This window comes from Pseudooceanicola algae (assembly GCF_003590145.2).
In the GTDB taxonomy this organism is placed as follows: domain Bacteria; phylum Pseudomonadota; class Alphaproteobacteria; order Rhodobacterales; family Rhodobacteraceae; genus Pseudooceanicola; species Pseudooceanicola algae.
Genome location: NZ_CP060436.1, coordinates 2439966 through 2463778, shown reverse-complemented (window position 1 = coordinate 2463778; position 23813 = coordinate 2439966). Strand labels below are relative to the sequence as shown.

At 66.1% G+C, this 23813-nt stretch carries 24 protein-coding genes and 1 riboswitch; of the genes, 9 read left to right on the top strand and 15 right to left on the bottom strand.

Going from position 1 to position 23813, the window contains the following annotated elements; translation table 11 throughout:
* Positions 1-5 precede the first annotated feature (5 nt).
* Together ffh and PSAL_RS11520 are read right to left on the bottom strand one after the other, a co-directional pair.
* Positions 6-1532, bottom strand: a complete 1527-nt coding sequence (gene ffh / locus PSAL_RS11525; protein WP_119840279.1) for a signal recognition particle protein — start codon at positions 1530-1532, stop codon at positions 6-8.
* A 339-nt stretch (positions 1533-1871) separates the two neighbouring features.
* The gene (locus PSAL_RS11520) at positions 1872-2285 is read right to left on the bottom strand and encodes a hypothetical protein (protein WP_147407654.1); all 414 of its coding nucleotides are present in this window, start codon (positions 2283-2285) and stop codon (positions 1872-1874) included.
* Between the two features lie 184 nt (positions 2286-2469).
* On the opposite strand from PSAL_RS11520, the gene PSAL_RS11515 reads away from it, so the two are divergent.
* Together PSAL_RS11515 and PSAL_RS11510 are read left to right on the top strand one after the other, a co-directional pair.
* Entirely contained in the window at positions 2470-3357 is an 888-nt protein-coding gene (locus tag PSAL_RS11515; protein ID WP_119840277.1) for a LysR family transcriptional regulator, read from the top strand.
* On the top strand, positions 3354-4253 hold the full coding sequence (locus PSAL_RS11510) for a DMT family transporter (protein WP_269212575.1): 900 nt from the start codon (positions 3354-3356) through the stop codon (positions 4251-4253). Before PSAL_RS11515 ends, PSAL_RS11510 begins: the two co-directional genes overlap by 4 nt.
* Here the strand turns inward: PSAL_RS11510 and PSAL_RS11505 are convergent.
* Positions 4250-4636 carry an ArsR/SmtB family transcription factor gene (locus tag PSAL_RS11505; protein ID WP_119840297.1) on the bottom strand — a complete coding sequence of 129 codons (387 nt, stop codon included), beginning with the start codon at positions 4634-4636 and terminating at the stop codon, positions 4250-4252. The two genes, PSAL_RS11510 and PSAL_RS11505, sit on opposite strands and share 4 nt — an antisense overlap.
* 306 nt (positions 4637-4942) lie before the next feature.
* On the opposite strand from PSAL_RS11505, the gene PSAL_RS11500 reads away from it, so the two are divergent.
* From PSAL_RS11500 to PSAL_RS11480, 5 genes are all read left to right on the top strand, one after another.
* On the top strand, positions 4943-5323 hold the full coding sequence (locus tag PSAL_RS11500) for an AtpZ/AtpI family protein (RefSeq protein ID WP_119840276.1): 381 nt from the start codon (positions 4943-4945) through the stop codon (positions 5321-5323).
* A gap of 88 nt (positions 5324-5411) precedes the next feature.
* Entirely contained in the window at positions 5412-6134 is a 723-nt protein-coding gene (locus PSAL_RS11495) for a F0F1 ATP synthase subunit A (protein ID WP_231388687.1), read from the top strand.
* Positions 6135-6210: 76 nt separating this feature from the next.
* The gene (locus tag PSAL_RS11490; RefSeq protein WP_010142019.1) at positions 6211-6447 is read left to right on the top strand and encodes a F0F1 ATP synthase subunit C; all 237 of its coding nucleotides are present in this window, start codon (positions 6211-6213) and stop codon (positions 6445-6447) included.
* A 94-nt stretch (positions 6448-6541) separates the two neighbouring features.
* Positions 6542-7096 carry a F0F1 ATP synthase subunit B' gene (locus PSAL_RS11485; protein ID WP_119840274.1) on the top strand — a complete coding sequence of 185 codons (555 nt, stop codon included), beginning with the start codon at positions 6542-6544 and terminating at the stop codon, positions 7094-7096.
* Between the two features lie 3 nt (positions 7097-7099).
* A complete protein-coding gene (locus PSAL_RS11480; protein WP_119840273.1) occupies positions 7100-7660 on the top strand; it encodes a F0F1 ATP synthase subunit B in 561 nt (186 codons plus the stop codon).
* A 144-nt stretch (positions 7661-7804) separates the two neighbouring features.
* Here the strand turns inward: PSAL_RS11480 and cobO are convergent, their stop codons facing one another.
* The 5 genes from cobO to cobW form a co-directional block, all read right to left on the bottom strand.
* The gene (gene cobO / locus PSAL_RS11475; protein ID WP_119840272.1) at positions 7805-8413 is read right to left on the bottom strand and encodes a cob(I)yrinic acid a,c-diamide adenosyltransferase; all 609 of its coding nucleotides are present in this window, start codon (positions 8411-8413) and stop codon (positions 7805-7807) included.
* Positions 8410-8892, bottom strand: a complete 483-nt coding sequence (locus PSAL_RS11470) for a GNAT family N-acetyltransferase (protein ID WP_119840271.1) — start codon at positions 8890-8892, stop codon at positions 8410-8412. The genes cobO and PSAL_RS11470 overlap by 4 nt, the downstream gene beginning before the upstream one ends.
* The gene (gene cobN, locus PSAL_RS11465; RefSeq protein WP_119840270.1) at positions 8889-12617 is read right to left on the bottom strand and encodes a cobaltochelatase subunit CobN; all 3729 of its coding nucleotides are present in this window, start codon (positions 12615-12617) and stop codon (positions 8889-8891) included. The genes PSAL_RS11470 and cobN overlap by 4 nt, the downstream gene beginning before the upstream one ends.
* An 81-nt stretch (positions 12618-12698) precedes the next feature.
* Positions 12699-13172 carry a GNAT family N-acetyltransferase gene (locus PSAL_RS11460; RefSeq protein ID WP_119840269.1) on the bottom strand — a complete coding sequence of 158 codons (474 nt, stop codon included), beginning with the start codon at positions 13170-13172 and terminating at the stop codon, positions 12699-12701.
* Positions 13169-14230 (bottom strand): cobalamin biosynthesis protein CobW, encoded by a 1062-nt coding sequence (gene cobW, locus PSAL_RS11455; RefSeq protein ID WP_119840268.1) that lies wholly within the window; start codon positions 14228-14230, stop codon positions 13169-13171. Before cobW ends, PSAL_RS11460 begins: the two co-directional genes overlap by 4 nt.
* A gap of 79 nt (positions 14231-14309) precedes the next feature.
* On the opposite strand from cobW, the gene PSAL_RS11450 reads away from it, so the two are divergent.
* On the top strand, positions 14310-14633 hold the full coding sequence (locus PSAL_RS11450; protein WP_196222846.1) for a DUF1636 family protein: 324 nt from the start codon (positions 14310-14312) through the stop codon (positions 14631-14633).
* Positions 14634-14666: 33 nt separating this feature from the next.
* Here PSAL_RS11450 and PSAL_RS11445 read toward each other — a convergent pair whose 3' ends face one another.
* From PSAL_RS11445 to PSAL_RS11435, 3 genes are all read right to left on the bottom strand, one after another.
* Positions 14667-15200, bottom strand: a complete 534-nt coding sequence (locus PSAL_RS11445; protein WP_196941850.1) for a hypothetical protein — start codon at positions 15198-15200, stop codon at positions 14667-14669.
* A gap of 115 nt (positions 15201-15315) precedes the next feature.
* The gene (locus PSAL_RS11440; RefSeq protein WP_119837616.1) at positions 15316-16017 is read right to left on the bottom strand and encodes a CbtA family protein; all 702 of its coding nucleotides are present in this window, start codon (positions 16015-16017) and stop codon (positions 15316-15318) included.
* A gap of 3 nt (positions 16018-16020) precedes the next feature.
* Positions 16021-16203 (bottom strand): CbtB domain-containing protein, encoded by a 183-nt coding sequence (locus PSAL_RS11435; protein ID WP_119837617.1) that lies wholly within the window; start codon positions 16201-16203, stop codon positions 16021-16023.
* 39 nt (positions 16204-16242) lie between these two features.
* A riboswitch (cobalamin riboswitch) is annotated at positions 16243-16462 on the bottom strand.
* Positions 16463-16676: 214 nt separating this feature from the next.
* Here PSAL_RS11435 and PSAL_RS11430 point away from each other — a divergent pair.
* Positions 16677-20132, top strand: coding sequence for a chromosome segregation SMC family protein (locus tag PSAL_RS11430; RefSeq protein WP_119837618.1), 3456 nt, complete (start codon positions 16677-16679; stop codon positions 20130-20132).
* Positions 20133-20262: 130 nt separating this feature from the next.
* Here PSAL_RS11430 and PSAL_RS11425 read toward each other — a convergent pair whose 3' ends face one another.
* The 4 genes from PSAL_RS11425 to PSAL_RS11410 form a co-directional block, all read right to left on the bottom strand.
* Positions 20263-21438: a lytic murein transglycosylase gene (locus PSAL_RS11425; protein ID WP_119837619.1), complete on the bottom strand. Its 1176-nt coding sequence runs from the start codon at positions 21436-21438 to the stop codon at positions 20263-20265.
* An 80-nt stretch (positions 21439-21518) separates the two neighbouring features.
* A complete protein-coding gene (cbiB, locus tag PSAL_RS11420; protein WP_119837620.1) occupies positions 21519-22439 on the bottom strand; it encodes an adenosylcobinamide-phosphate synthase CbiB in 921 nt (306 codons plus the stop codon).
* Positions 22436-23398 carry a threonine-phosphate decarboxylase CobD gene (gene cobD / locus PSAL_RS11415; RefSeq protein WP_119837621.1) on the bottom strand — a complete coding sequence of 321 codons (963 nt, stop codon included), beginning with the start codon at positions 23396-23398 and terminating at the stop codon, positions 22436-22438. Before cobD ends, cbiB begins: the two co-directional genes overlap by 4 nt.
* The gene (locus PSAL_RS11410; protein WP_119837622.1) at positions 23395-23790 is read right to left on the bottom strand and encodes a DUF1636 family protein; all 396 of its coding nucleotides are present in this window, start codon (positions 23788-23790) and stop codon (positions 23395-23397) included. The genes cobD and PSAL_RS11410 overlap by 4 nt, the downstream gene beginning before the upstream one ends.
* Positions 23791-23813: the final 23 nt, after the last annotated feature.

The window sequence follows — 23813 nt, the reverse complement described above, 5'->3', positions numbered from 1 at the left end:
GGCGATCACTTCTTCTTGCCAAAGCCCGAAAGGCCGGGGGGTAAACCACCGCCGCCGCCCAGACCGGGCATGCCGCCGGGCAGCTTGCCGCCACCCATGCCGCCTGCGCCCATGGCCTTGGCGGCCTCTTCCAGGGCCTTGGGGTCCATCTGCGACGGGTCCATGCCGCCGGGCATGCCGCCCTTGCCGAACATCCCCTTCATGGCCTGTTTCATCATGCCGCCTTTGCCCATCTTGCCCATCTTCTTCATCATGTCCGCCATCTGGCGGTGCATCTTGAGAAGCTTGTTGAGGTCGCTGACCTCCTGGCCGGAACCGGCGGCGATACGTTTCTTGCGGCTGGCCTGCAGGATCTGCGGGTTGGCGCGTTCCTTCTTGGTCATCGACTGGATCAGCGCGACCTGACGGGTGATGACCTTGTCGTCGAAACCGGCGTCCTGCACCTGTTTGGCCATCTTGCCCATGCCGGGCATCATGCCCATGATGCCTTCCATGCCGCCCATCTTCTGCATCTGCTCAAGCTGGGACTTCAGGTCGTTCATGTTGAACTGACCCTTCTGGAAGCGCTTCATCATGCGCTCGGCCTGTTCGGCCTCCAGCACTTCCTGCGCCTTCTCGACCAGGGCGACGATATCGCCCATGCCGAGGATGCGGCCCGCGATCCGTTCCGGTTCGAAGGTTTCCAGCGCCTCCATCTTTTCGCCGAGACCCACGAAGCGGATCGGCTTGCCGGTGACGGCGCGCATCGACAGGGCCGCGCCGCCGCGCCCGTCGCCGTCCATCCGCGTGAGGACCACGCCGGAGACGCCGATCTTGTCGTCGAATTCCGTCGCCACCTCGACCGCGACCTGACCGGTCAGCCCGTCGACCACCAGCAGCGTTTCGCGCGGGTTCACCACGTCGCGGACATCGGCGGCCTGCTGGATCAGCTCGGCGTCGATGTGCAGGCGACCCGCGGTGTCGAGCATGTAGACGTCGTACCCGCCAAGCCCGGCCTGGGTCTTGGCACGGCGCGCAATGGCCACCGGGTCCTCGCCCTTGACGATGGGCAGGGTGTCGACACCGATCTGCGCGCCGAGGATCTGAAGCTGTTCCATCGCCGCCGGGCGGTTGACGTCCAGCGAGGCCATAAGGACCTTCTTGCCGTCCCGTTCCTTCAGGCGCTTGGCCAGTTTGGCGGTGGTCGTCGTCTTGCCCGAGCCCTGCAGGCCGACCATCAGGATCGGCGCGGGCGGGTTGTCGATCTTCAGCTTGCCCGGATCTTCGGCGCCGGTCAGGGTCGCGATCAGTTCGTCATGGACGATCTTGACCACCTGCTGACCCGGGGTCACCGATTTGGTCACGGCCTGGCCGGTCGCCTTTTTTTCCACGGACTTGATGAAGTCGCGGGCCACGGGCAGGGAAACATCCGCCTCCAGCAGGGCCACGCGGACCTCGCGCAGGGCGGTGCGCACGTCGTCCTCTGACAGGGCGCCGGCCTTGGTCAGTCGGTCGAAAACACCGGAGAGGCGTTCGGATAGATTTTCAAACATGCCCCGGCCCTCCTCAGGCCCTTTGCCAAGATAGCCCCCATTTGAATGGGAGAGGTTAAAGACGTAACCATAACCGGCGCAAAGACCAAGGGCACCAGTGGGCGCGACGCGCTGACTGGTGGCGATCCCCGCAAAGGCGATGGGACCGGAATCGATACGGATTCCGGGATTTGAGCGCAGCCTTTACGCCCGCGGACCGCCCGAGTCAACCGCCGGAGCCTTTTGCAAAAGGGCATCAGGGGTATCATGGGGCGGCGAAGGTGCGACAAAAGAAAGACCGCCCCGGTCGGGGGGCGGTCGCGTGTCATTCGAAATTGATGCCGATAGGACCGGAGGGGATCAGTCGTCCTTGTGGTCGTGGTTGTGTTCCACCAGAGGCTCGGCGCGGTCCGGCGGGGTCTGCTTGGCGTCGGGATCGGCGGCCTTGTCGGTCTTGCCGTCATGCGGGGCGTGGGTTTCTTCGGTGATCGGCCCGGCCTCTGTCGCATCCTTGTCGTTGCTGGTGCTCGACACAACGGTGCTTGCCATCACCACGCCGGGGTGCGCGCCATGCATCGGGTCGTCCAGCGGCGCCGAAACGGGTTCGGAAAAGGCGCGGGCCCGCGGCACCGACAGGCGCCGGGACGAGGCCCGCAGGGCGCGCGGCAGGAAGCGACCGTATTGCAGCAATCCGGCTGAGATCATCGTGGCAGTGGCAGAAAGGCCAAGGCCAAGTATTCCGGCGGGGGTAAACGTAGGGGAATTGTAGGTCATGGGTCTCTCGGCGGATGGCGGGTGGTTTTTTTGGGGCTCATGCATAAATCTGTAAATCAACGCAGGGCGGTCAAAAGGGTTCCATCTTTTACGGCAGCGGGGCGGTCCTGCGGCTTCTCCCTTGCATCGGCGCACGAAACACGCATTGATCCGGTCTGGACGTTTTCTTTTGCACAGGTCTGCCATGGATAATTGGGACGAGATCCGCACCGCCTATCAGGTGGCCCGTCTTGGTACGGTCTCCGGGGCGGCCGAGGTATTGGGCGTGCACCACGCAACGGTGATCCGCCATATCGATGCGCTTGAACGCCGGATGGGTGTGAAGCTGTTCCAGCGCCACACACGCGGCTACACGGCGACCGAAGCCGGGCAGGACCTGCTGCGCGTGGCCCAGGCCACCGACGATCAGTTCAGCCAGCTTTCCGCCCGCATCAAGGGACGCGGCAACGAGGTCGCAGGCGAACTGGTGGTGACCACCATCGGCGGGCTGAACCAGCTTCTGGTGCCCATCCTGTCGGAATTCCAGACCGCCTACCCGGATGTGGAGCTGCGCTATCTGACCTCCTCACGTCTGTTCCGCCTGGAATATGGCGAGGCCCATGTGGCGATCCGCGCCGGCAGTCCGCCACAGCAGCCCGACAACGTGGTGCAGCCGTTTCTGCGGCTGAAAAGTGCCATCTACGGCTCCAGGAGCTATATCGAGAAATACGGCATGCCCAAGATACCCGGCAGGATGGCCGGACATCGCTTTGTCGGGATGGACGATCCCAGCAGCCGGGCGCCCTTCGTGCAATGGATGCGCGAAAATGTCCCGACGCATCAGGTGGTGTTCCGCTCCGGCGATCTGCGCGCCAACCGCGAGGCGGTGCTGTCCGGGGTCGGCCTTGGCTTTCTTGGCACCTTCGAATGCGCCGAGAACCGGGACCTGGTCGAGGTCCACCCCCCGCTGGACGAATGGGACAGCCGCCTGTGGCTGGTGACCCACATGGACCTGCATCGCACGACCAAGGTGCAGGCCTTCCTGAATTTCCTCAAGGACCACACCGCGCATCTGCGAGACGAACAGCCTTGAGCCTGCCGCAACCGCTGGCCGGACCGGGCCAGGCCGCACGCGGGCACCTGGCGATGCTGGCCTTCTCGGCGCTGGTCTCGGCTTCTTTCATCCTCGGGGCGCTGGCCATCCCGCATGTCGATTCCGGGGCGTTCACCGCCCTGCGCTTCGTGCTTGCGGCGGCGGTACTGGGCGGGCTGGCCAGCGCCACGGGGCTGCGCCGCGACCAGTTCCGCGCACCCTGGCGCTATCTGCTGCTTGGCGGCATCTTTTCGGTCTATTTCGTCACAATGTTCGAAGGCCTGCGCACCGCCGCGCCGGTTTCTGCCTCGGCGGTGTTCACGCTGGTGCCGTTGATGGCGGCGGGCTTCGGCTGGCTGATCATGGCGCAGGTGACGACCCGACGCATGGCCTTTGCGCTGGTGATCGGCGCGGCGGGGGCGGTCTGGGTGATCTTCCGGGGCGACATCGGCGCGCTGACCCGGTTCGAGCTGGGGCGCGGAGAGCAGATCTATTTCATCGGCTGCCTGGCTCATGCGATCTACGCGCCTCTGGTGCCAAGGCTGAACCGGGGCGAGGCACCGCTGGTCTTTACCTTCGGCACGCTCAGCGCCGGGGCGTTGTGTCTGGTGATCTGGGCCTGGCCCGAGATCCGCGCGACCGATTGGCTGGCCCTGCCGCCGATCGTCTGGCTGACGATGGTCTACACGGCGGTCGTTGCCTCGGCGGTGACGGGAGTGCTGTTGCAATACGCCAGTCTGCGGCTGAAGTCGGCCAAGGTCATGGCCTATACCTACCTCGTGCCAAGCTGGGTGATCCTGTACGAAGTCGTGCTGGGCCGGGGCCTGCCGCCGGTGATGATCCTTGGCGGCATCTTCCTGACGGTCGTCGCCCTGCTGATCCTGCTGAAGGACTAGCCGCGCGCGGTGTCTTCGCGGGGGGCCTTTGCCGGAGCGTCTTCCGGCTCGACTTCCAGATCCCCGGACAGTTCGGCGGCAAGGAAGCGTTCGAAATCATCCAGGTTCACCGGCTCGAACTGCCCGAAGCCCTGCATCCAGACCGAAGCCTCGCGCAGGGCGTCGGGTTCCAGCTTGCACCATTTCACCCGGCCGCGCTTTTCCTGGCTGATCAGCCCGGCATTGGCGAGGATGGCGAGGTGCTTGGAAATCGCCGCCAGCGAGATCTCGAAGGGGTCGGCCACATCGGTGACGGCCATGTCGTCTTCCAGAAGCATCGACAGGATCGCCCGGCGGGTCGGGTCGCCAAGCGCGGCAAAGACGTGATCCAGGGAAGCAACCATGTCGCCCATTAGAGCCGACGCAGGGTCGCCGTCAACCGGAACGCTCAACCGCTTGGTTGAGCTTTGGCGCGCGCAGAGGGGCCTGAAAAGCCGGGCAAAACCACGTTCAACCGAAAGGTTGATTATGACTTTGGGGTCCCAGGCGGCAGGCTGGGGCGTGACACGCATGATTTTACAGGAATTAAGGGCGGATAAAAACCTTCATTTTCCGGGGCTTGACGGCCATCCACCGCGCCGTAGCGCCTGCTTGACTCGGAGGGGTGCGCGCCTTAGCAAACCGGTAACCAAACGGGGACGACCACCGGCATGACAGAACCCGATCGCACCGGCGACTTACCGGACGATCACAAGGCCAGGATGACCGATCTGGAAGATCGGATCGCCAGAGCCAAGGGGGATGCAGGCAAGGCGGGGTCTTCGGACGGGGGCAGTCACTTTGGATCGGCCGAGATGGGCTGGCGCATGGTGACTGAACTCGTCGCCGGCCTGCTGGTCGGTTTCGCGATAGGATACGGGTTGGACTGGGTCTTCGGCATCGCGCCGTTCATGATGATCCTCTTCACCCTTCTGGGCTTTGCCGCCGGCATCAAGGTGATGCTGGGCACCGCCCGGGACATGACGAAAGAACCTCCCGCGGCAGGGCCGGCTGGGAAAGAGACGAGGGACAAAGATGGCTCAGGATATTGAGAATACTGGTGGCGCTCGGAAGCTGGTCTTCCTTGCGGTCGTTGTTGCCATTCTCGGGATCAGCTTCTTTGTTCATCAGGCCGAAGAGATGCTGTTCCACCCGATGGATCAGTTCATCGTCACGCCGCTGTTCGGCGACGGCCCGGTGCATTGGTACACGATCACCAACGCGACGCTCTGGATGGCGATCGGCGTTGTCGCCATGCTGCTTCTGATGGTCCTGGGGACCTCGGGGCGCAACCGGGTGCCGAGCCGCGCGCAGTCGATTGCCGAAATGGCCTACGGTTTCGTCTACAAGATGGTCGAAGATGTCGCCGGCAAGGATGCGATCCGCTTCTTCCCCTATATCTTTACCCTGTTCATGTTCATCGTGCTGGCCAACCTTCTGGGTCTGCTGCCGGCCGCCTTCACACCGACCTCGCATTTCGCGACGACCGTGGTTCTGGCGCTGGCGGTCTTCCTGACCGTCACGATCATCGGCTTTGTCCTGCACGGCGCCCAGTTCCTGGGCCTGTTCTGGGTCAGCTCGGCGCCGCTGGCGATCCGTCCGATCCTGGCCGTGATCGAGGTCATCTCTTACTTCGTGCGCCCTGTCAGCCATTCGATCCGGCTTGCGGGCAACATGATGGCCGGCCACGCCGTCATCAAGGTCTTTGCGGCCTTTGCCGCAGTTGCCGCCGTCAGCCCGGTTTCGATCATCGCGATCACCGGCATGTACGGGCTGGAGCTGCTGGTGGCCTTCATTCAGGCCTATGTCTTCACGATCCTCACATGCGTCTACCTGAAGGATGCCCTGCATCCGGCGCACTGACCCGACGCGTAAGCTGCGTCCAAGGGCGCAGCCTACGAACCAATTCCAGCCAATTCCAACGTAAGGAGAACACGACATGGAAGGCGATATCGCAGAACTCGGCAAGTACATCGGTGTTGGTCTGACCGCCATCGGCATGGGCGGCGCAGCAATGGGTGTGGGCAACGTGGCAGGCAACTTCCTGTCCGGCGCACTCCGCAACCCTTCGGCAGCCGCTTCGCAGACTGCAACGCTCTTCATCGGCATGGCCTTTGCAGAAGCTCTGGGGATCTTCTCGTTCCTCGTCGCTCTGCTGCTGATGTTCGCCGTCTAAGAACGACCGGAACAGATCCTTACGCCGGGTGGGTCCCTTCGGGGGCTCACCCGTGGTAAATTGACTACCAGATCCAGTTCCCGGGAGAGGCAAGATGGCCACCGAAACGCATGACGCCGCCGGTCACGCTGCCGAAGCCGCAGGGCACGCAGCAGAATCCGCAGGCATGCCGCAGCTCGATTTCTCGACCTGGGGCAACCAGATCTTCTGGCTGATCATCACGCTTGTTGTGATGTACCTGATCCTGTCCCGCGTGGCTCTGCCACGGCTGGGTGCCGTTCTGGCCGATCGCGCCGGAACGATTGCAAATGACATTGCCCAGGCCGAAGAGCTGAAGCAAAAGGCCCAGGAGGCGGAAGCCGCCTACGACAAGGCCCTTGCCGATGCCCGGTCCGAGGCCGCCAAGATCGTCGAGGCCACACGGGCCGAGATCAAGGCAGATCTGGACGTGGCGATTGCCGCGGCCGATACCCAGATCGCCGCCAAGGTGACCGAAGGCGAAGCCGCCATTGCCGAAATCCGCTCTGGTGCGCTGGAGGCGGCGGAAACCGTCGCCAAGGACACCGCAGCCGAAATCGTCGCGGCCCTCGGGTTCAGCACCGATGGTGCCGAAGTCGACGCGGTCGTCACCGACCGGATGAAAGGATAAGCGATGCGCAAGATTGCCCTGACAGCCGCGCTCGGACTGGTCGCATCGCCGGCCTTCGCCGCGACCGGCCCGTTCTTCTCGACCGGCAACACGAACTTCATCGTGCTTCTGGCCTTCCTCCTGTTCATCGCCATCCTGGTGTACTTCAAGGTGCCGGGCCTGATCGCGGGGCTGCTGGACAAGCGGTCCGCTTCGATCAGCTCGGAACTGGACGAAGCCCGCGCCCTGCGCGAAGACGCCCAGAAGCTGCTAGCCTCCTACGAGCGCAAGCAGAAGGAAGTTCAGGCACAGGCCGACCGCATCGTCGCCTCGGCCAAGGGCGAAGCCGCCGATGCGGCCGAGCAGGCCAAGGCGGATCTGGAGACTACCATCCAGCGGCGCCTGAAAGCAGCCGAGGAACAGATCGCCAGCGCCGAACAGGCCGCTGTGCGTGAAGTCCGCGACCGTGCCATTGCCGTTGCCATCGCCGCGGCGCAGGACATCATCGGCAAGCAGGTGGCCGGCGACAAGGCCTCCAGCATGATCGACAGCTCCATTGACGAAGTGAAGGCGCGCCTGAACTAAGGCGCCTTTCCGGCCCTCACGCCGTCAACTGTTTCGCAAGACCCGGCTCAGGCCGGGTCTTCGCGTTTTCGGGGGGCTTGGCGGGGCCGGGTACACGGGGCGGGCGCAAACCTCGCGCCGCCCCCTGAAACCTTCCCTCAGAAGTCAGAATTCGACCCCGATCTGCGCCTTGATCCCGGCGCGGAAGGGGTGCTTGACCAGCTCCATCTCCGTCACCAGATCCGCGATCTCGATCAGTTCGTCGCGGGCATTGCGACCGGTCATGACCACATGGGTCATCTCGGGCTTCTCGGTGGTGAGAAAGCTCAGGACCTCCTCAAGCGGGATGTAATCATAGCGCAGCGCGATGTTGATCTCGTCCAGCAGAACCATGCGGTTTGCGGGATCGCGGATCAGCGTCTTGGCCTTTTCCCAGGCGGCGCGGGCGGCGGCGACATCGCGGTCGCGGTCCTGGGTTTCCCAGGTAAAGCCTTCGCCCATGGTGTGGAACTGGCAGATATCGCCAAAGCGGCTTTCGATCAGGTCCCGTTCCCCGGTCGACATGCCGCCCTTGATGAACTGCACCACGGCGCAGGGCATCTGATGCGCGATACAGCGGAAGATCATGCCGAAGCCGGCGGTGCTCTTGCCCTTGCCCTTGCCGGTATGGACGATGATCAGGCCCTTTTCGTCGGTCTTGGTCGCCATGATCTTGTCACGGGCGGCCTTCTTCTTGGCCATCTTGGAATTGTGGCGGTCGCTGTCGTCGGTCATCGGCTGTGCTCCTGAACTGGGCGCTCGTAGGTGAGCGAGGTTGGCCGGTCGTAACCGGGATGGGAGGTCCGCGCGGTTTCGGCAAAGCCGAGCGCGGTGAAGGTGGCGTGGTTTTCGGTCAGTTCCACGCGGGTCTGCAACCGCAGGCGGGGCAGGCCCAGGGCCCTTGCACGGCTGTCGGCAAGGTCAAGCAACTGGCGGGCCAGTCCCTGACCACGCGCCTTTTCCGCGACGGCCAGCTTGCCGATGTAAAGCGCATCGACTTGCGGCGTCAGGATCATGCAGGCCGCCGGGCTGCCAACACCGGGCAGGATCCAAAGCTCTTTCTGCGCGGCCTCGTGGGTCAGGGCCGTCAGATCCATGCGCGTCAGCGACGAGGGCGGGTCGATCCGTCCCTCCATACAGGCGAAGGCCCGGCGCAGCAGGTCCAGCGTTGCGGGCAGTTCCGGCGCGGTGGCGGACAGGCGGCGCGGGGTCATGGGGTTTTCCCCCGTGCAAGGCTTTCCAGCAGAGCGCGGGCCGAGTTCGATTTCGGCTGCCAAAGGTCACGCTCGATCGCCTCGATCAGACGGGTGGCGATTTCGGCCAGCGCCGGGGCATTGCTGTCCGCGATGAAGTGGCGGGTTGCCTCGTCCTCTAGGAACGCCTCGTGACACAGGTCGAAATGATGCGGTTTCACCGCGCGGGTCGTGGCGGCGAAGGCGAAAAGGTAATCGACCGTGGCGGCGATTTCAAAGGCGCCCTTGTAGCCGTGGCGCTTGACGCCCTCGATCCACTTGGGGTTCACCACGCGGGACCGCATGACGCGCGAAATTTCTTCGTCGAGGGTGCGGATCACCGGGCGTTCAGGGCGCGAATGGTCGTTGTGATACAGCGGTACGTCACGCGATTGCAGGCTGGCGACGGCGGCGGCGGCACCGCCTTCGAACTGGTAGTAATCATCGCTGTCCAGCAGGTCGTGTTCGCGGTTGTCCTGGTTCTGCACGATGGCATCCGCCTCGCGCAGCCGCGCCTTCAGCCCGTCGCTGTCACGGCTGCCCTCATCCGCCGCGCCGTAGGAATAGCTGCCCCACTCCAGATAGGCCGCCCCCAGATCGGCGCGGTCGTTCCAGATCCGTTCGTCGATCAGTGCCTGCAGGCCTGCGCCATAGGCCCCGGGCTTGGCGCCGTAGATCCGCGACTGTGCCTCCCCGGCTCGGGCACGGGCGGCGGCGGGGTTCATGTCCTCGGGCTCGTCCAGCGCCTGCACTGCGCGGGCGGCGGAATCAAACAGGGCGATCAGTTGCGGAAAGGCATCGCGGAAAAAGCCCGAGATCCGCAGCGTGACATCGACGCGCGGCCGGTCGAGGACCGTCAGGGGCAGGATCTCGAACCCGGTGACGCGGCGGTTGGCGGCATCCCATTGCGGTTTTGCCCCCATCAGGGCCAGTCCCTGGGCGATGTCGTCGCCCCCGGTGCGCATGTTGGCAGTGCCCCAGGCGGTCAGCAGCATGGCGCGCGGCCAGTCGCCCTGATCCTGCAGATGCCGTTCTATCAGCAGGTTGGCGCTTTTCCACCCAAGCGCCCAGGCCGTGGGGGTCGGCACCGCGCGGCTGTCGACCGAATAGAAGTTGCGCCCCGTTGGCAGCGTGTCGAGCCGCCCGCGGGTGGGCGCGCCGGACGGCGCCGGGGCAAGGAAGTGCCCTGAAAGGGCGGTGAGGAGGCCCGCCCCTTCGGCCGGTCCGCAAGCCGCCAGGGTCGGGGCGATCTGATCCCGGATATGTGTCAGCACCGCTGCGGTCTGCTTGCCCACGCCGGTATCTGCCCCGGTGTCCAGCAACTGCGCCACCAGCCCGCTTGCCAGAAGCTCCAGCCGTTCGACCGTATCGCCGTGGCTGCGCCAGCTGTCGTCGGACACGGCCGTCAGCACGTCGGGGCGCGGGCCGGCCCAGGGGGCCGCCATGTCGCAATCCAGCGGGTCGAAGGCCAGACCCAGATCGGCAGCCAGGGCGCGCGGCAGGGCCGCATCACCGCTCTTGCCATCGCCGCGCGGAATGCGCACCAGCGCCAGCAGCAGGTCGCGGAACAGCGCGCCTTCAGGGCTTTGCCCGAAGATGTGCAAGCCGTCGCGGATCTGCGCCTCCTTCAACTCGCAAAGCCAGCCGTCCAGCCGCGCAAGGTCGCTGTCCGCATCCCCGGTAAAGCCTGCGTCCTTGTCGATCCCCGTAACCGAGGTCAGTGCCAGAATCTCGCGCCGCAGGTGGTCGATGCGGCGCGGATCAAGCCCGGCGGCTTCGTAGTATTCATCCACCAGCGCCTCGAGATCCCGAAGGGGGCCATAGCTTTCGGCGCGGGTCAGGGGCGGGGTCAGGTGGTCGACGATGACGGCGGCGGTGCGGCGCTTGGCCTGGCTTCCCTCGCCGGGATCGTTGACGATGAAGGGATAGACATGGGGCAGCGGGCCCATGACGGCTTCGGGATAGCAGGCCTCGGACAGGGCCAGCGCCTTGCCGGGCAGCCATTCCAGGTTGCCGTGCTTGCCCATGTGGACCAGCGCATGGGCGCCGAAGACCTCGCGCAGCCAGATGTAGAAAGCGAGGTAATTGTGCGGCGGAACAAGGTCGGGCGCGTGATAGGTCTGTTCGGGGTCGATGTTGTAGCCTCGGGCGGGCTGGATTCCGATGACCGCATGGCCATGGCGCAGGATCGACAGCTTGAAGGCCTGTGTGTCGGGGTCAAAGAACGGGTCCTGCTCGGGCGTGCCCCAGCGGTCGAGGATCTGTTGATGCATGCTTTCGGGCAGGGTGTCGAAATGGGCGCGATAGCGATCCAGTGACAGGGGCTCTCCGCCGGTGGTTTCGGCACGGTCGGTCAGCCAGTTGGTCGGCCCGGCAAGGATCGCCTGCATCAGCGCCTCGGCGTCGGCGGGCCGGTCGCGGATGTCATACCCCGCCTCTGCAAGCAGGTTCAGCACATGGACGGTCGCGGCGGGCGTGTCGAGGCCGACGCCATTGGCAAGCCGGCCGTCCTTGTTGGGGTAATTGGCCAGGATCAGCGCGACGCGCCGCTGGTCTGGGGCTGCGCGGCGCAGATGGATCCAGTTCGCCGCCATCCGCGCAGTGAACAGCACCCGGTCGGGCCGCGCCGAATAGGTCGCGATGGTGCATTGGGTGGCTTCGTCGTGGTGGTCGCTGCCCTTGAAGCCGATGGCACGGCTCAGGATGCGGCCATCGACCTCGGGCAGGGCGACATGCATGGCGATGTCGCGGGCCGAAAGCCCGGCGGTGCTGTCCTGCCAGGCCTGTTCCCCGGTTGAGGCCAGCACCACCTGAAACACCGGCGCATCATTGGCCGAGGGCAGGGCAAAGGGGTTTCGGCCCCCCGCGCCCGCCGTGCCGCCCATGCCCTGGGGCGACCCGGTGGCGAAGGCGGTGCAGTTCAGGATGACCTCGGGCCGGGTCTGATCGAACAACTGGTCCAGGGTAGCGGCCGAAACCGGATCCTTGAGCGAGGCGACGAAGACCGGCAGCGGGTTCAGCCCCTGATCGCGCAGCGCGGCGATCAGCGCGTCGACGGGGGCAAGGCCCGCGCCCTGCATCAGCGCACGATAGAAGACCAGCGGCACGCAGGCCCCGCCAGGCGTCCACCGGGCGCGCAGGTCCGACAGGTCCGGCGCGGCACGTCCGGGCCAGTAAAGCCCGGCGCGCAGCAGCGGGGCCGCCGGGGCAGGCTTGTCACCGTCTTCCAGCAGCGCCTTGCAATAGCCGAGGAACCGGGTCGAATTTTCCGGCCCGCCTTCGACCAGATAGGCCCAGAGCGCGTCGTAATCCTCATCCGGCAGGGTCGAGAGCGCGCGCAGTTCCGGGTCGGGCTTGTCGTCCCCGGGCAGGGCGGCAAAGGGGATGCCGGCCTCGTGCAGGCGCGCGGCATATTGTTCGACCCCATAGCGCCAATAGCCCGTGCCCCCGAGGACCCGCGCCACCACCAGCCGGGCCGCGCCTGCACATTTTTCCAAATGCAGGTCGACCGACATCGGGTGCGACAGGTCTGTGATCCGCGCCAGCCGCAGCGAAGGCGCATTGGCCAGCGCCGCGCGGGCCTGCGACAACGCGGCCAGTTCGGTATCGGCGGCCGAGAGCACCACCAGATCGGCGGGCGTCTGGGCGAGGTCGATCGCCTCGTTTCCGTCCTCTATTCGTCCGGGGGAAGCGGCAAGAAGATGCATCGACAGCGCCTTTGATCGGGCCGCCGGAGGAAGGAGGGGGCAGGAGCCTCCGGCGGGAGTATTTCTGACAGGATTAAAGCGCTATCCGGCGTCCGCTTGTGCCGGGGGCAGCGTCTTTTCCATGAAGACCGACACGCCATTGTCCGCGTAATCGCCGAAGGCGCCGCAGCGGGCATATCCCCTTGCCTCGTAAAGACGGCAGGCCGCCGCAAGGGCGTCACCGGTTTCAAGGCGCAGGATGGGCAGGGCATTGGCGCGGGCTTCGTCTTCGATCCGGGTCAGCAGGGCCGAGCCGACGCCACGGCCACGGGCGGCTTCGTCGGTGTAGAAGCTCTTGATCTCGCCATAGCCGGATTTGATCTGCAGGGCGCCGCAGCCGAGAACCTCGTCACCGCTGCGGGCCAGGAAAAAGCGGATATCCGGGCGGCTGAGCGCGGCGTGGCTGAGGAAATTGTTTTCCTCGGGCTTGTAAAGCTGTTTCATCAGGGCCTGCGAGGCATCGAGAAGCCGGACCGCCTCCGGGTCCGTCGCGGCGGCAGGGGTGACGGTGATCATGCGCTCAGCGCCTTTTCGATGGCGGCGCGGTCAAGGCCGGCCTGCCCGATCACCACCAGGCGGGTTTCGCGCGGGGTGCTGCCGAAGGGCTGGTCGAAATAGCTGTCGATGCGTGGGCCGACCGCCTGGATGGTCAGGCGCATGGGCTTGCCGGTGACGGCGGCAAAGCCCTTCAGTCGCAGGATGTCGTGGGCACGGATGACCTCGGCGACCTGCAGGCAGAACGCCTTGGGGTCGGTGATTTCGGGGCGGGTGACGACGAAGCTTTCGAAATCATCGTGGTCATGATGGTGGTGGTGATCATCGTCCTCTGCGTCGTCGTCGTGGTGGTGATGATGATGGACCTCGTGCCGCGCCTCCATGTCGGCCTCGGCCCCGGTCTGCATGCCAAGCAGCACATCGGCAGGCAGGGCGCCCATGGCCGAAGACACCAGCTGAACCGAGGCGCGGGCGCCGGATTTCAGGGCCTCCATGGTGCTGCTCAGCTCTGTCGAGGTCAGCAGGTCGGATTTGTTCACCACGATCATGTCGGCGCAGGCCAGCTGGTCCTCGAACAATTCGGCCAGCGGGGTTTCATGGTCGATGCTGTCATCGGCGGCCCGGGCGGCGGCCACGGCGGTTTCGTCATGGGCAAAACGGCCCTCGGTCACGGCCTTGCCATCGACCACGGTCACCACGCCGTCCACCGTCACCTTTGTCGAGATCGCGGGCCAGTTGAACGCGCGGATCAGCGGTTGCGGCAAGGCGAGGCCCGAGGTTTCGATCACGATATGATCGGGACGGTCGGGGCGGGCCAGCAGGGCCTCCATCGTGGGGATGAAGTCTTCGGCAACGGTGCAGCAGATGCAGCCGTTGGACAGCTCGACGATGTCTTCCTCGCGGCAGGTGGCATCGCCGCAGCCCTTGAGGATGTCGCCATCAACGCCGAGATCGCCGAATTCGTTGATGATCAGCGCGATCCGCCGGCCACCGGCATTGGCCAGCAGATGGCGGATCAGGGTGGTCTTTCCGGCGCCGAGGAAACCGGTGATGACGGTGGCTTGGATCTTGGCGGGCATGGTGCTGTCTTTCTGAATGGACGGGTTTGGCGTATCAATGCCCCGTCCCGCAGGGCAGGCCTGCGGGACGGGGCCGGACATGAGGCCTGAAAAGGGGGATGCCGTGATTTCCGTATGTGCGAATTGCGAGGGCGGTGTGGCATTGTACGAGGCGCTTGGGGCGCTGGTCGGGGACGAACCCCTGCGGCTGGTGCCCTGCATGAACGCCTGCGCCCAAGGCGGTGCGCTGGCGATCCGCGAACCGGGGCGCGAGGCCTACCTGTTCGGCGGGGTCAGCGCGGCAATGGCGCCGGATCTTGTCACATTTCTGCGGCTTTACCGCGCCGCGCCGAAGGGCCGGATCGAGGACGCCCGTCCGATGGGCGCGTTGCGCCATTGCCTGATCGGCCGGATCCCGGCGTGATCCGGGGCTTGGGGGCAGCAGGCGGGGCATCGGTTACTTGACCACCAGGCTGTGCCAGGCTTCCACCGGTGTGCCATCTTGGGTCAGCGGCTGGTGGTTGTTTGCGTTCAGGGTCACGCGGATCGTGACCTGCTTGCCGGGATCAAGGCCGGTCAGGTTGATCCAGGGCCCATAGGCGCGGGCCATCTTTTCCCCATCCACGTAGACATGGGCATGACCTTCGCCCGTCTTCGGCATGGTGTTCACCGCGTTGGGCGCAAAGCGGAAATCCGTGGTCAGGATATGCAGGTTCACGCTGCCTTCGCCTTCGGCAAAGGCCTCGAAATCGACGCTGACGGGGGCGCCGTTCTCGGCCGTATCGGAATGGTCATGGGGCATCATCGGGGACATGCCGGCCGGAGCGGCGGCGGGCGTGATGTCTTCGGGGGCGGCGGGGGGGGCGGTGACGTGGTGGCCCTCGTGACTGGCGTGGTCATGTCCCGACGGCAGGGGGCCGGCCGAGATCAGAAAGCCGAAGCCGGCGCCGAAGAACAGCCCGATGATCAGCATGAGAAACTGGTTTTTCATATCGTATCGGATCCTTGAAGGTCGGTTGGACGGCGCGCAGTGGCACGCACCGTCCTTTCAGAGGCGGGCAGGACGATGGGTGTTCTGCGAAGGCGCCAGAGCGACTGGCGCGCAGTCAGGCGGCCGCACGGGCTGCGCCGCTTGCCGTCTCGCGCTGCCAGAAGTGGCCGGCGAAAAGACCCGTCAGCACCCAGGCGGCAAGGCCGACGCCAAGCGCGCGGCTGGCGAAATGGCTGCCAAGCTCCGGCGGGACCGGGCCGATGAAGACATCGGGTTCCGGCGCGCCGATCACCTGCGGGGCCAGCAGCAGCAGGACCGCGATGCCCCAGGCCACGGGACCCTTGCCAAAGGCGACCAGCCAGAGCGCTGCCCCCGTAGCCACCACCGTGCAGCCCCACCAGATCTGGCGTTGCAGCAGGTCGGCGGCGGCGACGCCGGGCAGTTCCGGCGGCAGGCCGAAGGCGGGGGCCATATGAACGGTGACAAAGCCCGCGATGCCCCAGAGGATCCCGTGCCGGCCGTCGATGGTCGCGCCGTGACGGTCCTGCGCGATGGACATGAAGGCCACCAGCGCGAGCGCATAGGCGACATAGACCAGCGCCATGAACAGCACGCTCAGCCCGTTGCGGACCATGTCGAAGGGCCCAAGATCCTGATGGGCGCTGACCGCTTCGGCCCCGAAATGGACAAGGGTGCCGCCCTCGTAAAGCTCGGCATGAAGCAGGACGGGCTCGACGAACACGAGTTGCAACGCCGCGGCGATCAGCCCGGCGAGGAAGCCAGCGAACAACGCGCTGGTAAAAATTTTGCTGAACATGGCTTAGTGGCAGGGAAAGCCGGTTGCGTGACGCACGTCATGGGCCGCGTCATGCAGCGTTTCCGCATGCGAGAAGCCGGCGATCATGACCACGGAAGCGCCAATGAGGATGGCTGCTACCGGCGCCAGGAGGCTGGAAGTATTCTTGGCGCCGACGGTTGTCGTCTGCTGGACCTGGGTCGTCATGTTTGTACTCTCCTTCACCGTCACACCCGACGGTTTGCGTTGGTTTCCACATGTACGGCCGGTCTCCTGGCTGACGGCTCTGGCGCGGAACTGGCCTTCCCGGGCGAACCCAGTGGCGTTTCAGTCCCGCTTGCCGCGTCACAGTCGCGGGGGCGGCTGCGGCTATCGGGCCCCTGCATGGGTCGCCCGTTCCGCATTCCCGTTTCACCCCCAGGGCGCTTTGCGCCCGGTCGGGGGAACCGTACCGGCTTAGTGGTGCCCATTGCCCGACCCGCCGTCAAGGCGAATCGCGGGGCCGGCGCGGGCGAAAGCGCGCCTGCGGCAGCGGAGATTGCGGGGCGGGTGAGCAATATCTTGTGGAAAAGTGCTGAAACGCTACCGTATGCTGCGGTGTCTTCGTTGACAGGCCGCAGTTGGGTCCGCAGAGTCGGGACCATACTCGGAATCATCACAACCCGTGAAAGGCTCAGGCTTTGCACTTTTCCCGCATCAGGCTCACCGGCTTCAAAAGCTTTGTCGACCCGACCGACCTGATCATCCACGACGGGCTGACCGGCGTTGTCGGGCCGAACGGCTGCGGCAAGTCCAACCTGCTGGAGGCCCTGCGCTGGGTCATGGGGGAAAACCGCCCGACTGCCATGCGGGGCGGCGGGATGGAGGACGTGATCTTTGCCGGGGCCGCCACCCGCCCGGCGCGGAACTTTGCCGAGGTCAGCCTGCATATCGACAACCGCAACCGGCTGGCGCCACCGGGGTTCAACGACGAAGACCAGATCGAGATCGTGCGCCGGATCACCCGCGACGTGGGCAGCGCCTACAAGGCCAATGCGCGCGACGTGCGGGCGCGCGATGTGCAGATGCTTTTCGCGGATGCCTCGACGGGCGCGCATAGTCCGGCGCTGGTGCGTCAGGGGCAGATCAGCGAGCTGATCAACGCCAAACCCAAGAACAGGCGGCGCATTCTGGAAGAGGCGGCGGGGATCTCGGGCCTTTATCAGCGTCGCCACGAGGCCGAGCTGAAGCTGAAGGGGGCCGAACAGAACCTGCTGCGGGTCGACGACGTGATCGAACAGCTGGCTCAGCAATTGGCGACGCTGGACCGTCAGGCGCGGCAGGCGGCGCGCTATCGGGCCATCGGTACCGATCTGCGGCGCGCCGAGGGCATGTTGCTTTATCGGCGCTGGCGCGAAGCGGACGAGGCGCGCAATGCCGCGCTGACCGAATTGCGTACCCGTTCCACCGCCGCCTCGGCCGCCGAACGTGCCGCGCGCGAGGCCGAGGCTGCCCGCGCCACCGGCGAAGAAGGCCTGCCGCCGCTGCGCGAGGATCAGGCCATCGCTGCCGCCATCCTGCAACGCCTGATCGTCGAGCGGGATTCGCTGAAGGAACAGCAGGACCGCGCGGCCCAGACCATCGTGACGCTGAAATCCCGGATCGAGCAGCTTGTGCGCGACCGGGAACGCGAAGCCGGGCTCAACAAGGATGCGGGCGAGACCATCGAACGGCTCGACTGGGAAGCGCGCGAAATCGCCAAGGCCCATGACGGCCATCCCGACCGGCTGGCCGAAGCGGCGGAATTGTCGCAAGAGGCCGCCTCGGTCCTGACAGAGCGCGAAGCGGACCTGTCGCAGCTGACCGAAGACGTCGCCCGCCTGTCGGCCCGCCACCAATCGGCGCATCGACTGCTGGAGGACAGCCGCAAGACCCTGGCGCGCAGCGAAGCGCAACAGGGCGAAGCCCGCGCTGCGGTCTCTGCCGCCCGGGACAGTGCCGAACTGGCCGGCGAAACCTTCGAGGAGGCGGTCGAGGCCGAAGACATGGCACGCGAAGCCGCTGAAGCCGCCGAAGAGGCCCTGTCGGCAGCCGAAGATGCCCGCGCGGATGCGCAATCCGAAGAGGCCGACGCCCGTGCCGCCCGTGCCTCGGCAGAAGGCGAAGTGAATGCGCTTGATGCCCAGGTCCGCTCATTGGCGCGGCTGGTCGATCGCGAGGCGGGGGATGGCAAGCAGATCCTCGACAGCCTGCGGGTCGATCCCGGCTTCGAGAAGGCTCTGGGTGCGGCGCTGGCCGATGACCTGAAGGCGCCGCTGGTGGCAGGCGACGGGCCCTCGGGCTGGGTCGATCTACCGGGTTACGACAGTGCGCAGGCCTTGCCCGACGGGGCCGCGCCGCTGTCGGATCATGTCACGGTGCCGGGCGTGCTGGGGCGCCGGATCGCCCAGATCGGGCTGGTCGATGCAGCGACGGGCGCGACCCTTCAGGCGGCGCTGAAACCGGGTCAGCGGCTGGTCACGCGGGATGGCGACCTTTGGCGCTGGGACGGCTACCGCGCCTGGGCCGAAGACGCGCCCTCGGCCGCCGCGCTGCGGCTGCAACAGATGAACCGGCTTGCCGAACTGCGCGGTGAACTGGCCGAGGCCGAGGCCCGCGCCGAAGACGCCCGTGCCACCCACGAAGGCCTGTCGGCGCGCCTTGCCGACCTGTCGGCGGCGGACAAGGCCGCCCGGCAGGCCCGCGCCGAAGCCGACCGCGGCCTGGCCGAAGCGGCTCGTCGCCTCAGCCGCGCCGAGGCCGATCGCAATCTTGCGGCCAGCAAGCTGGAATCTCTCGGGCTGGCGGTGGCGCGTCACGAAGACGAAGCCATGGCCGCGCGGTCTCAGGTCAAGGATGCCGAAAAGGCTGTGGCGGGGCTCGAGAACCTTGAAGACGCCCGCGCGGCGATTGAACAGATCCGCATGGCTGTGGAAGCCGCGCGGATGGCGATGATGTCCCGCCGCGCTGCCCATGACGAGATCCGCCGCGAAGGCGAGGCGCGCACCAAGCGTCGTCAGGAAATCACCAAGGAAGTCAGCGGCTGGCGTCACCGCCTCGACAGCGCGGACCGCCGGATCGCGGAACTGGACGAACGCCGGGAAGAGGCCGAGGATCAGCTTTACGACGCCATGGCCGCGCCGGAAGAACTGGACGCCAAACATGCCGCCCTGAGCGCCGAGATCACGACCTGCGACCGCCGCAAGACCGAGGCCACCGACAAGCTGACCGGCGCCGAGGCCGCCCTGCGCGAAGCCGTCGCCACCGAACGCGAGGCAGAGCGCCTTGCCTCGGAAGCGCGCGAGGCCCGCGCCCGCGCCGAGGCCCGCGCCGATGCCGCCGCCGAAGGCGTGACCCATGCCGCCGAACGCATCGCCGAGGCGCAGGAAATGACGCCGAAGCAGCTTCTGGAAAGCCTGGACGCAGACCCCGAGTCCATGCCCGCGTCGGACGAGATCGAGGTCGATGTGAACCGCCTGAAACGCCAGCGCGACGCGCTGGGTGCGGTCAACCTGCGGGCCGAGGAGGACGCCACCGAAGTGCGCGAGGAACACGGCACGCTGGTCACCGAAAAAGCCGACCTCGAAGAGGCGATCCGCCAGTTGCGCCACGGGATTGCCGGGTTGAACCGGGAAGGCCGCGAAAGGCTGCTGGCCGCCTTCGAAGAGGTAAATGCCAATTTCTCGACCCTGTTCCGCCATCTGTTCAACGGCGGCGAAGCCAGCCTTGTACTGGTCGAAAGCGATGACCCCCTGGAAGCCGGGCTCGAGATCATGTGCCAGCCACCGGGCAAGAAGCTGTCGACCCTGTCGCTGCTGTCGGGCGGTGAACAGACGCTGACGGCGCTGGCGTTGATCTTTGGCGTCTTCCTTGTCACACCTGCGCCGATCTGCGTGCTGGACGAGGTCGACGCGCCGCTTGATGACGCCAACGTCACGCGGTTTTGCGACCTTCTGGACGAGATGTGCCGCCGGACCAACACCCGCTTTCTGATCATCACGCACCACGCGGTGACGATGGCGCGCATGGATCGGCTGTTCGGCGTTACGATGCAGGAACAGGGCGTCAGTCAGCTGGTGTCTGTCGACCTCAAGAAGGCCGAAGCGCTGGTTGCGTGATCAGGGGGGCTCCGCCCCCACCGCCAAAGCGCTGCGCGCTTTGACGCCTCCCCCGAAGTATTTTCGGCCAGATGATAAAGAGCGCGTTTTGGTTCGCTGTTTTCTGCGGAGGCGGGACGGGTTGTTTCCCCTAGAGCCTGTTCAGAAGGTCCTGCGTCGGCCAGGCATCTGCGGGAAGGCCGAGGCGCTGTTGGACGGATTGCACGCTTTCCCGGGTCTTTTCGCCAAGGATCCCGTCGACCGCGCCGACGTCGTAGCCCATGGCGACCAGTTTGCGTTGGAGGGACAGCATGTCCTGCCCCGACAGCCCGGGTGCCGGGTTGCCAGCATCGAACACGGGTGCGCCGGAGAACCGGGTCGCGAAATAGGCGGCGGTCAGTACATAGGTGAAGCTTTGGTTCCATTCGAAGAGGGTCGAGAAATTCGGATAGGCAAGGAAGGCCGGTCCGTTGCGGCCCTGCGGCAGGATGATCGAACCGGGCAGGTTGCTGGCCTGCCATTGGCCTGACCGGGGCGTGACACCAAGGCGTTGCCAGTCGCTGGCGCCTTTGGTCGTGGTCAGGCCGGTTTGCGCCCAGTCCATCTGCGCGGGCAGGCGGATTTCCTGCAGCCAGGGTTGATTGGGCTGCCAGCCGAGGCCGCGCAGCATCTTTGCGCCTGACATCAGCGCATCCGGGGGCGAGGTTTTCAGCCGCACATGGCCGTCGCCGTCGCCATCTACCCCGTTTTCCAAGATGTCGCCCGGTAGCATCTGTACCATGCCGATTTCGCCCGCCCAGGCGCCGGTGGTGCCGCCGGGGGAAAAGTCGCCCTTTTCGTAGAGCTCCAGCGCCGCGAATACCTGAGGCCGGAACAATTCCGGGCGCCGGCAATCGTGCGACAGGGTGACCAGCGCGTTCAGCGTGTTGAAATCGCCCTGGAAGCCACCGTAATCTGTTTCAAAGGCCCAGAAGGCCAGAAGGATGCCGCGTGGCACGCCGTAGCTGCGCTCGATCGTGTCGAAGACAGAGGCATATTGTCGGGCCTTGGCTTGCCCCGTCTCGATCCGGTTCTGCGAGATCAGGCGCCGGGCGAAGCTGGTGAAATCCAGCTGAAAGACACCCTGGCGCCGGTCCGCTTCGAGCACCTTGGGGTCTTGCGCGACACCGGCGAAGAAGCTTTGCACCGTCGCCTGGGCATGGCCGCGTTGCATTGCTTCACTGGCAAGGCCCTGGATGAAGCCGGAAAAGCTGCCACCGCAGCTTTGCGCAAGCGCCGGGGCGGGAAGCGCCAGCGCGAGGCTGGCGATCAGGCTGCGGATGGTCATGGGTGGTCCTCCGGTGGGCAAGGGCTGGGTGCCGATTGCATGGTTGGCACGAAGGTAGCAGGCCGGAACGATCCGGCAAACTACAGGATTGCGCCGATCAGCCAGAGCAGGAGGCAGAGCGCCAGAAGCGCCGCCCAAAGCTGCCAGAGCCGGGCGCAGGCGGAGTCGATTTCGGCGGGGCCGGGGCTGCGGCTGCCCTTGGGGTGGATCCAGGCAAGCGGCTGCATTTCGCCGTGATAGGCGCGGGGACCCGACAGCGCGACGTGAAGCGCGCGGGCCATCGCCGCTTCGGGCCAGCCGGCGTTGGGAGAGCGGTGAAGGCGCGCGTCCTGTGCAATCTGTGGCCAATTGTTCAGACATCCCGAAAGAAGCGCCAGAAGCAGGGCGGTGAGTCGCGCGGGCAAAAGGTTAAGCAGATCGTCCATGCGGGCGGCTGCCCAGCCGAACTGCGCATGGCGGGGGGTGCGGTGGCCGATCATGCTGTCGGCGGTATTGATCAGCTTGTAGATCAGCATGGCCGGTAGCCCGCCGATCAGGAACCAGAAGGCCGGGGCCACGACTCCGTCCGAGGCATTTTCGGCGGCACTTTCGATGGCGGCACGGGCGACGGCAGGGACCTCGATCCCTTTGGTGTCGCGACCGACGATCCGGGCGACGGCACGCCGGCCCTGCGGCAGGGACATGCGCAGCCCGTCGGCCACGGCGCGGACATGGTCGATCAGCGATTTCTGCGCCAGCAGGATCGCGGCGACGACAAGCTGCGGCAGCCAGCCGAAAGCGGCGATCAGGCCGCCCGCAAGCCATCCCGTGACGATCAGCGCAAAAACCAGCAGCACCCCCTTGAGGCGGCGCAGGCCGCCTTGGTTGAACCGGGTGTCGGCCCAGCCGATCAACCGGCCCATCAGCACGGCCGGATGCGGCCAGCGCGCCCAGGCCCAGGCGGGTTCCCCCAGCAGGGCGTCGAGCAGCAGGGCGCAGAACAGGATAAGCGGGGTGCTCATGCCATGGCCTGTTCAAGGCGGGCGAAACCGGGTTCGGGCGGCAGGCCAAGACGGATCCAGCGGCCGGAATAGGGGAAGGTGCGGCTCCAGATCCAATGGCTTGCCAGATGGGTTTGCAGGGCTTCGGGATCGTCGCAATCGTATAGGCGAAACAGCGGTGTACCGCCGTGGATCGTGGCACCGGCGGCGGCCAGGATCGCGTCCATTCGGGCGGCGTCCCGCGTCAGGCGCGCGCGTGTTGCTTCGGCCCAGTCGGGGTCCGACAGGGCGCGGCGACCGACCTCCAGCGCCGGGCCGGAAACGGGCCATGGCCCGAGCATGTCGGCCAGCCGGGCGATCATGTCGGGAGCGGCGATGACGAAGCCGAGGCGCAGACCCGCGAGGCCCCAGAACTTGCCAAAGCTTTTCAGGATCAAGGTGTTGGGGTGGGTCGCATGGTCGACAAGGGAGCGATCCGGCGCGATGTCGCAGAAGCTCTCGTCGATCACGGTCAGCGGGCCGGCGCCGGGCAGATCGTGAAAGGCGCCGGTGGGGTTGTTGGGGTGCACAAGGACGCGGGCGGTGGCGTCGGGCCTGTCCTGCGCACTGATCTGCCAGCCGCAGCGCGCAAAGCTGGCGGCGTGCTCGTTATAGGTGGGCGCAGGGATGTGGACCGTGCCGGAAGGGGCCAGAAGCGGCAGATGCGCGATGGCGGCAGAGGCGCCGGGGACGGCGAGGATCGCGGCCTCGGAGGGGAGGGACCAGAAGCGGCGGGCGGCCTTTAGCAGGGCATCTTGCGCGGTGTGATCGGGCAGGGCTGTCCAGCTGCCAGCGGGGAAATCGGGCAGCGGGTAGGGCACTGGATTGATGCCCGTGGACAGGTCGAGCCAGTCTTCGCGCGCCCCGCCGAACCGGGCAATGGCCGCGTCCAGATTGCCGCCGTGATCGCGCGGGCCGTCGGCCTTGGGTCGAGAGGTCATGTCTTGTCGGCTTCGGCATTGGCTTCGGCGTCGGGCAGCGGCGGATGGCGGGTGACGAAATGGCCTTTGACCCCCTGCGGCCAGTCGCGGTAGGGGACCTGCCCGCTGGCGCTTTGCTGGTGCAGCAGGGCGTAGTCGGCGATGGCCTCGGCGGCTTCGGGTTCAGGCAGGAACCGCCCAAGCGTGTAGCACAGTTTCCCGGCTCCCTGAATCGCCACGTTGCAGCCCTGGTTGCAGCCCATCAGGCAGGAGACGCGCCGGGTGCGGACCCCGCGCGCCGAGGCCAGCGGTTCCAGCAGATCGGCCAGCGATTCGCCGTCCGTGGCCTGCGCGGTTTCGGCATCCCATCCTTCGGTCTTGCAGGTGTCGCAGATGGTGATCCAGGTCGTCATGCAGCTCTCCGGTAGTAGCCCGG

Excerpts from the sequence above, each read along its gene's own strand:
- PSAL_RS11445 (WP_196941850.1), bottom strand. The coding sequence starts at position 15,200 with ATGAAAAACCAGTTTCTCATGCTGATCATCGGGCTGTTCTTCGGCGCC.
- PSAL_RS11435 (WP_119837617.1), bottom strand. The coding sequence starts at position 16,203 with ATGACGACCCAGGTCCAGCAGACGACAACCGTCGGCGCCAAGAATACT.
- cobO (WP_119840272.1), bottom strand. The coding sequence starts at position 8,413 with ATGACCGACGACAGCGACCGCCACAATTCCAAGATGGCCAAGAAGAAG.
- PSAL_RS11515 (WP_119840277.1), top strand. The coding sequence starts at position 2,470 with ATGGATAATTGGGACGAGATCCGCACCGCCTATCAGGTGGCCCGTCTT.
- cobW (WP_119840268.1), bottom strand. The coding sequence starts at position 14,230 with ATGCCCGCCAAGATCCAAGCCACCGTCATCACCGGTTTCCTCGGCGCC.
- PSAL_RS11500 (WP_119840276.1), top strand. The coding sequence starts at position 4,943 with ATGACAGAACCCGATCGCACCGGCGACTTACCGGACGATCACAAGGCC.
- PSAL_RS11495 (WP_231388687.1), top strand. The coding sequence starts at position 5,412 with ATGCTGTTCCACCCGATGGATCAGTTCATCGTCACGCCGCTGTTCGGC.
- PSAL_RS11480 (WP_119840273.1), top strand. The coding sequence starts at position 7,100 with ATGCGCAAGATTGCCCTGACAGCCGCGCTCGGACTGGTCGCATCGCCG.
- PSAL_RS11505 (WP_119840297.1), bottom strand. The coding sequence starts at position 4,636 with ATGGTTGCTTCCCTGGATCACGTCTTTGCCGCGCTTGGCGACCCGACC.
- PSAL_RS11520 (WP_147407654.1), bottom strand. The coding sequence starts at position 2,285 with ATGACCTACAATTCCCCTACGTTTACCCCCGCCGGAATACTTGGCCTT.
- PSAL_RS11410 (WP_119837622.1), bottom strand. The coding sequence starts at position 23,790 with ATGACGACCTGGATCACCATCTGCGACACCTGCAAGACCGAAGGATGG.
- PSAL_RS11485 (WP_119840274.1), top strand. The coding sequence starts at position 6,542 with ATGGCCACCGAAACGCATGACGCCGCCGGTCACGCTGCCGAAGCCGCA.
- PSAL_RS11460 (WP_119840269.1), bottom strand. The coding sequence starts at position 13,172 with ATGATCACCGTCACCCCTGCCGCCGCGACGGACCCGGAGGCGGTCCGG.
- PSAL_RS11450 (WP_196222846.1), top strand. The coding sequence starts at position 14,310 with ATGAGGCCTGAAAAGGGGGATGCCGTGATTTCCGTATGTGCGAATTGC.
- PSAL_RS11470 (WP_119840271.1), bottom strand. The coding sequence starts at position 8,892 with ATGACCCCGCGCCGCCTGTCCGCCACCGCGCCGGAACTGCCCGCAACG.
- cobD (WP_119837621.1), bottom strand. The coding sequence starts at position 23,398 with ATGACCTCTCGACCCAAGGCCGACGGCCCGCGCGATCACGGCGGCAAT.
- PSAL_RS11425 (WP_119837619.1), bottom strand. The coding sequence starts at position 21,438 with ATGACCATCCGCAGCCTGATCGCCAGCCTCGCGCTGGCGCTTCCCGCC.
- cbiB (WP_119837620.1), bottom strand. The coding sequence starts at position 22,439 with ATGAGCACCCCGCTTATCCTGTTCTGCGCCCTGCTGCTCGACGCCCTG.
- PSAL_RS11490 (WP_010142019.1), top strand. The coding sequence starts at position 6,211 with ATGGAAGGCGATATCGCAGAACTCGGCAAGTACATCGGTGTTGGTCTG.
- cobN (WP_119840270.1), bottom strand. The coding sequence starts at position 12,617 with ATGCATCTTCTTGCCGCTTCCCCCGGACGAATAGAGGACGGAAACGAG.
- PSAL_RS11440 (WP_119837616.1), bottom strand. The coding sequence starts at position 16,017 with ATGTTCAGCAAAATTTTTACCAGCGCGTTGTTCGCTGGCTTCCTCGCC.
- ffh (WP_119840279.1), bottom strand. The coding sequence starts at position 1,532 with ATGTTTGAAAATCTATCCGAACGCCTCTCCGGTGTTTTCGACCGACTG.